This is a genomic window from Shewanella sp. SP2S2-4 (assembly GCF_031932025.1).
Taxonomy (GTDB): Bacteria; Pseudomonadota; Gammaproteobacteria; order Enterobacterales; family Shewanellaceae; genus Shewanella; species Shewanella baltica.
Map to the genome: position 1 here is coordinate 92,447 of NZ_JAUOER010000019.1, position 6,164 is coordinate 98,610.

The 6,164-nt window shown below is 46.6% G+C and carries 5 protein-coding genes; 2 read left to right on the forward strand and 3 right to left on the reverse strand.

The features are described from left to right. Positions 1-8: 8 nt before the first annotated feature. Positions 9-971 (reverse strand): homoserine kinase, encoded by a 963-nt coding sequence (thrB, locus tag Q4Q54_RS15230; protein ID WP_311988866.1) that lies wholly within the window; start codon positions 969-971, stop codon positions 9-11. Further along, positions 968-3,436 carry a bifunctional aspartate kinase/homoserine dehydrogenase I gene (thrA, locus tag Q4Q54_RS15235; protein ID WP_311988867.1) on the reverse strand — a complete coding sequence of 823 codons (2,469 nt, stop codon included), beginning with the start codon at positions 3,434-3,436 and terminating at the stop codon, positions 968-970. Before thrA ends, thrB begins: the two co-directional genes overlap by 4 nt. 641 nt (positions 3,437-4,077) lie before the next feature. On the opposite strand from thrA, the gene slyD reads away from it, so the two are divergent. Together slyD and Q4Q54_RS15245 are read left to right on the forward strand one after the other, a co-directional pair. Further along, entirely contained in the window at positions 4,078-4,734 is a 657-nt protein-coding gene (slyD, locus tag Q4Q54_RS15240; protein ID WP_006085085.1) for a peptidylprolyl isomerase, read from the forward strand. A gap of 236 nt (positions 4,735-4,970) precedes the next feature. Further along, the gene (locus tag Q4Q54_RS15245) at positions 4,971-5,342 is read left to right on the forward strand and encodes a hypothetical protein (RefSeq protein WP_063882755.1); all 372 of its coding nucleotides are present in this window, start codon (positions 4,971-4,973) and stop codon (positions 5,340-5,342) included. A gap of 56 nt (positions 5,343-5,398) precedes the next feature. On the opposite strand, the gene trpR is transcribed toward Q4Q54_RS15245, so the two are convergent. Further along, the gene (trpR, locus tag Q4Q54_RS15250; protein ID WP_063882757.1) at positions 5,399-5,674 is read right to left on the reverse strand and encodes a trp operon repressor; all 276 of its coding nucleotides are present in this window, start codon (positions 5,672-5,674) and stop codon (positions 5,399-5,401) included. Between the last annotated feature and the right edge of the window lie 490 nt (positions 5,675-6,164).

The window sequence follows — 6,164 nt, forward strand, 5'->3', positions numbered from 1 at the left end:
AATAAGAATTAATCGACTCTACGCGTGCCCTGCTCATCGAGGCGACACACGTGGGCAAAGCCACCCACCTCGGTTAAATAATGCTGTTCTAACCAGGTTTTAGCCGCATTTGCCGTGGCTAAATCATCGGTAATCGAAAACAGCGTTGGACCACTGCCGGAAATCCCCGTAGTCAACATGCCTAAAGCGGCTAAAGCGACTCTGGCATTGTCGTAACCCGGAATCGCAGCTGCGCGATAAGGCTCGGCTAACACATCTTTTAATACGCTGATCGCAAGCTTGGCATTCCGCTGATAAGAGGCATGTACAAAGGCACTTAAATAACGACCAAAATCGATAGTGACACTTTTATCGTATTGATCAGGCATGAGTTTGCGCATCATCGCCGTCGAAAGTGAAATCCCAGGATAGGCCACAACCCAATACCATTCTTTAAAACTCGGTATCGCTTCACATACAGTGCCCGGCACATTGAGCATCAATTGCATGCCGCCCAAATAACAGGGGGCAACGTTGTCATAGTGCACACTGCCGCTGATCTTACCTTCAAACTCGCCCATCAGTTCCAGCAGGGCTTGCTCGCTGTAAGGTCTGTCAAAATGTTCATTCAGTGCATATAACGCAGCCACGACAGAGCTTGCACTCGAACCTAAACCACTGCCGACGGGCAGGTTCTTTTCCAGTGTCAGCGCTACGCCTTCCTCTGCTTTTCCAAGCGCTTCTAAATACTCCTTACTCAGGGCGGTTAAGAAGAATTCGGCACATTGGTACACTATATTGTCTTGCGGATTTTCAGGCAGTTTATGGGCCCAAGCACCGGTTTGCGCCAGACTCACACCCGATTCTGCCGCCGCGATAGTCACTCTGTCGCCGAGTAAACTGCCATCGATAGGCGCCAAAGCGGCGCCCAGTAAATCAAATCCGACTCCCACGTTACCCATAGAGGCTGGAGCATAAACGGTCAAACTCATACACTCACCTCACGAGTCCAATTCAAGGTTCTTAATACATCGGCAAAAGCGCCAGCGGCAGTCACTTCCGTTCCCGCGCCATAACCGCGCAGCACAAACGGAATGGGCTGATAATAACGGCTGTAGAATGCCAAGGCATTTTCGCCGCCTTTAACACTATAAAGGGGATCCTGTGCATCGACTTCGGCGATACGCACTCGGCAGACGCCATCTTCAATTTGTCCCACATAACGCAGCACTTTACCTTGGGCTTTGGCCTGCGCCACTTTAGCGGCAATCGCCGCATCAACCTGCGGCAAACGCGCCATAAAGCTCTCAACATCGCCTGAATCATCAAACTCGGCTGGCAATACAGATTCAACCTGTACGTCACTGAGTTCTAGCTTTAGTCCCACTTCACGGGCAAGAATGAGCACCTTACGCGCCACATCCATACCGCTCAAATCATCACGGGGATCGGGCTCAGTAAAGCATTTTTCCCGCGCCAGACCTGTCGCTTCAGAAAGTGTCATACCGTCATCGAGCATGCCGAAGATAAAGGATAAAGAGCCCGATAAAATACCATTAAACTTATGCAGCTTATCACCCGCAAATAACAGTTTTTTCAAGTTATCGATAACTGGTAAACCTGCGCCGACTGTGGTTTCGTATAAAAATTGGCGACGCTGTTTTAAGGCTGTTTGGCGAAGTGCTTGGTAATAGGCATAATCGCGAGTATTCGACTTTTTGTTCGGCGTGACCACATGCAAACCTGAGTTCATCACATCCAAATACAGATCCGACACTTGCTCGCTCGAAGTGCAATCCACCAGCACAGGGTTCAGTAATTGTTGCTCTTTCGCCCATGCCAGTAACGCTGGGATATCACAGGCTTGCTGACTATCGGCAAGCAAGCTAGACCAGTTGCTTAAATCAATGCCCGCACTGTCGAGTAACATCTTGTTCGAATTCACTATGCCGCAAACACGGATACTGATGTGCTGCTCTTTGAGCATGGCGGACTGTTGTTTTATCTGCTCAAGCAGACCAGCACCCACGTTGCCGCATCCCACTAAAAACACATCTAAATATTGCTGCACATCGAAAAAGCCTTGATGACAAGCCGCCACCGCATGCTTAGTCTTACGCTGCTCGATCACAGTCGAAATCGAGCGCTCGGACGATCCTTGGGCGATGGCGATAATGTTCACGCTTGCCTGCGCTAACGCTTGGAAGAAACGCGCCGCCACCCCTTTGTGGGTACGCATACCATCACCAATCAAGGACACAATTGCCAGCTCATGGCGCATAGCGATAGGCTCAAGCAAACCACTTTTTATTTCTAATTCAAACTCTTGCTCTAAAGCCCATTTCACTTTGGCCGAATCAGATGTAGCCACACAGAAACTAATACTGTATTCAGAAGAACTTTGAGTGATTAAAGACACAGACACGCCGCTGCGGGAAATCGCAGCTAAAGTACGGCTCGCCATGCCAACCATGCCCTTCATACCTGGGCCTGAAATATCGAACATGGTCTGGTTATCTAAATTGGAGATAGCTTTAACCTGCAAGCCGGTTTCATCGGCTTGGTTTGAAACCAGAGTGCCAGGGGCATCGGGGTTAAAACTGTTTTTGATATAACAGGGAATATGGAACTGAGCAATAGGGGCAATCGTCTTAGGGTGCAATACCTTAGCACCAAAATAGGACAGCTCCATTGCCTCTTGGTAGCTGAGTTGTGACAATAACTTAGCGTCTGCTACCACCCGAGGATCGGTATTATAAACACCGTCAACATCGGTCCAGATTTCACAACTTGAAGCATCTAAACAGGCGGCGAGCACGGCAGCAGAATAGTCAGAACCATTACGGCCTAACGTCACCACTTTGCCCTGTTCATCGGCAGCGGTGAATCCCGGCATTACCCATACACGTTTTTCACCCAGTGCCAACGCGCGAAACCTTGGCTTACTCACAGCGATATCAACGACAGATTCTAACGGACGACCACGACCTAAAAATAAGGCGCGTGGGTCAAGCTGAGCCGAAGTGATCCCCTTAGATATCATCACTTGTTCCATCAAGGCAGCTGATAAACGCTCACCTGCGACCACGATTTCAGCGCGGATGCCATCGGGACACTCTTGCAGTAATCCGATACCACGTAATCTATCCTGCCAGATCACTAGCTGGGTATTGAGTCCAGAAAAAAGCTGTTCGCTTTGCTCACTCGACAACACTGAGTTAACGGCGTCTTGGTACAGCGAAGTAAATACCCGCTCAACGTGCTGCAGCACAGGTAAATATTCTTCACCTTTAACGGCTACGTCGACCATTTCTAATAAAGCATTCGTCACAGTTGCAGGGGCCGATAGCACTGTGGCTACGGGTTCTAGCTTAGATGACTTGGCAACGATATCCGCAGCCATCGAGAATCGCTGCCAATTTGCAAGCGAGGTACCACCAAATTTCATTACTTTCATCTTGTTCTCCTGTACCGCGCCCGACTTAGAAATAAGAGCTATAAACAAAAAAGCCCGCTTCTTTGTGGGAAGCGGGCTCATTGTTAAAATTCTTTAGGGTGTATCAGCCCGCCCCCACTATTGTTGTAGTGGTGGTTGTAATAATGGTAGTTACTACGAAACCTAGGCTATGCATGTGTTTGGGCTAATCCATGTTAATTTCTTGATAAACAGAATTGCTTTTTTTACCCGCGCTTGTCAACCCCTAAAATGGATTATTTATCAGCAAATCTTCACACTCGATAAAATACTGTATCAAGATTAGTTAATATAAAGTTTTCTAGGGGTAAAAATGCGATTTATGCAATAGATAACTGTTGACGTTAACGTAATAAAGCGAGAAAGCTATTGGATAATCACTTATTTTTCAGATAATTATTTATAGTTCACTTTTAACTAATGCGTTATTTGTTCTACCTCATCACTCAGACCAAATTGACAGGCTAACGCGCAAAAATCACATTACACATGCTGCACCGCGTAAAACCGGCTTTAATCTGCCGAAAAAAAAGCTGTGCGATATCTAACATAAGCCACTTCAAATTATCGCCAGCACTAAAAAAGCACGTTATTATGCGCGCACATTCCGAATTGGAGGCGATATGAAGATCACTCAACACAGCGCGGTAACCATTCATTACCGTTTATCAGATCAAGAAGGCAGACTATTAGAAGACTCTTTCGACTCTGAACCTATGCTATATCTGCACGGCACTGAAAACCTGATCCCAGGTTTAGAAGCCGCATTAGATGGTAAAACCAAAGGCGAAAAACTCGATGTCACTATTAGTGCCGAAGAAGCCTATGGCCCTTACCACGATGGCCTACGTCAAGCCGTGCCATTAGAAGCCTTTGGTGATATCGAAGATATCGTTCCAGGTATGCGCTTTATCGCCGAAACTGAAATGGGTCAACGCCCAGTTCAAGTCATGGAAGTGAAAGACGATGTGGTTATCGTCGATGGCAACCATCCTTTAGCGGGCCAATCGCTCAACTTCAGCGTCGAAATCGTTGACGTTCGCGAAGCCTCTGCCGAAGAAATCGCCCATGGTCACATTCATGCCCAAGGCGGTTGTGGAAGCCATGGACATGATCACGATCACGGCGGTGGATGCTGTGGCGGTTCAGGCAAAGAAGAAGCTGGCGGCTGTTGTGGTGGTTCAGACCACGATCATGGACACCACCATGAAGAGCACGAAGCCTGTGACACACCTAAAACAGGTTGTGACGGCAATGGCGGCTGTGGTTGCCGCGGTTAAATACAGATTGTTGCCCAAGGTGAGCTAGAAATAGCTTATCCCTAAGCGATTGAACTCCCATAGTTTAACCTTTGAAGATGCGCGCCCTTAATTTAAGGTCGTGCATTTTTTATACGCAAGCGTTTATACTATTCGTAATAGATAAATAACTGACTGGCAAATTGAAGTATTCAAATTTTATATGAATATTTTCAATTAGATATTGATATCAACCTGAGTTAAGCGACGGAGTGCTTATGTTAACCAAACCCCTTTACGAGATTTTGCCTTTTGGCTACATGGCGCTCGGCAGTTCGAGTTTCATTGCACTCGACATCAACTATGCCCTAGTTGCGGCAACGGTAGTGTTCGTCTTAGGCGCAAGGATCTACGTTATGCGTTCTCAAAACCGTCGAACAGACTCGGTAAGACGTCGTAAGTCGGGCTATCTTCCCGAGATGATTTATAACTTCTTACCTTTTATCTATCTCATAGCGGCATTGGCTATCTTTAAATTCCTTCCCAAAGACCTTTACCCAATTCTGGCCATCTGCTTACTTAGTTATGGCTTATATATTCTGGTGCGTCGTTCACTCTATCGTCGCCATAAGCTGCCCATCACGCCTTAAGGCTGTTACCAAAACAAGCACAAATGATGTCCACAGGGCTTGTTTTCATAAGAGTACTAACCAATCAATTTTTGAACTTTCGCTCTATGGTCGGGAGACATATTTTTCAAGTAATTAGAGCAACGGGTGATCGTCGCAATACTCACTTCATATTCTGCAGCTATGTGCCTTTGGCTCATATCCCCATCCAATAACAACTGAAATACCTTTAAGCGTCCAGCAACGGCACTACGCTCTTCTTCGGTTAACAGTAAATGAAACAACACAGAAAGATCTTCATAATTGCTGTGGCTCAAAATCTTTTCTAATACTAGATCCCAGTTTGCTCGCATAATAACCCTCATAAGTACTGTTCAAGCATTACATTGGCAGTCTAACAGATTTAACTCCAGCACGGTCTACTTGATTGCTCTCCTCAAACAGATACTAAACCACAGCTTAGACGCTCAATACTGACACTGTGACACCTACACGCATATCTAACACCAATAATATTAAATATCTATTCATTCAGTGGGAGCTCAACGCGCTTTAGACAAGGCGAAGGCTGAAAGCATAGTGGTCTCTGTCGAAAACCTTGAACGCAGCATGAGGCGCGTTTCCATGCCGTTAACATCTGCGCCCTTAGGAGGCCTCATAGACATCCCACTCCCCTGTTGCATTGACTTCCATTTCTACGCCAATGCGCCTTGGATTGAGATGCCTGTGAGGCTCTGAACTGATTAAATACTTCATGTGATTGGTATAAAGCAAAAGATGGTGATACCAAGAGAATTAGACAGAAGCGGAGAAAGCCAAAACGGGTCAAACCGCCACAGATTT

Excerpts from the sequence above, each read along its gene's own strand:
- Q4Q54_RS15245 (WP_063882755.1), top strand. The coding sequence starts at position 4,971 with ATGTTAACCAAACCCCTTTACGAGATTTTGCCTTTTGGCTACATGGCG.
- slyD (WP_006085085.1), top strand. The coding sequence starts at position 4,078 with ATGAAGATCACTCAACACAGCGCGGTAACCATTCATTACCGTTTATCA.
- thrA (WP_311988867.1), bottom strand. The coding sequence starts at position 3,436 with ATGAAAGTAATGAAATTTGGTGGTACCTCGCTTGCAAATTGGCAGCGA.
- trpR (WP_063882757.1), bottom strand. The coding sequence starts at position 5,674 with ATGCGAGCAAACTGGGATCTAGTATTAGAAAAGATTTTGAGCCACAGC.
- thrB (WP_311988866.1), bottom strand. The coding sequence starts at position 971 with ATGAGTTTGACCGTTTATGCTCCAGCCTCTATGGGTAACGTGGGAGTC.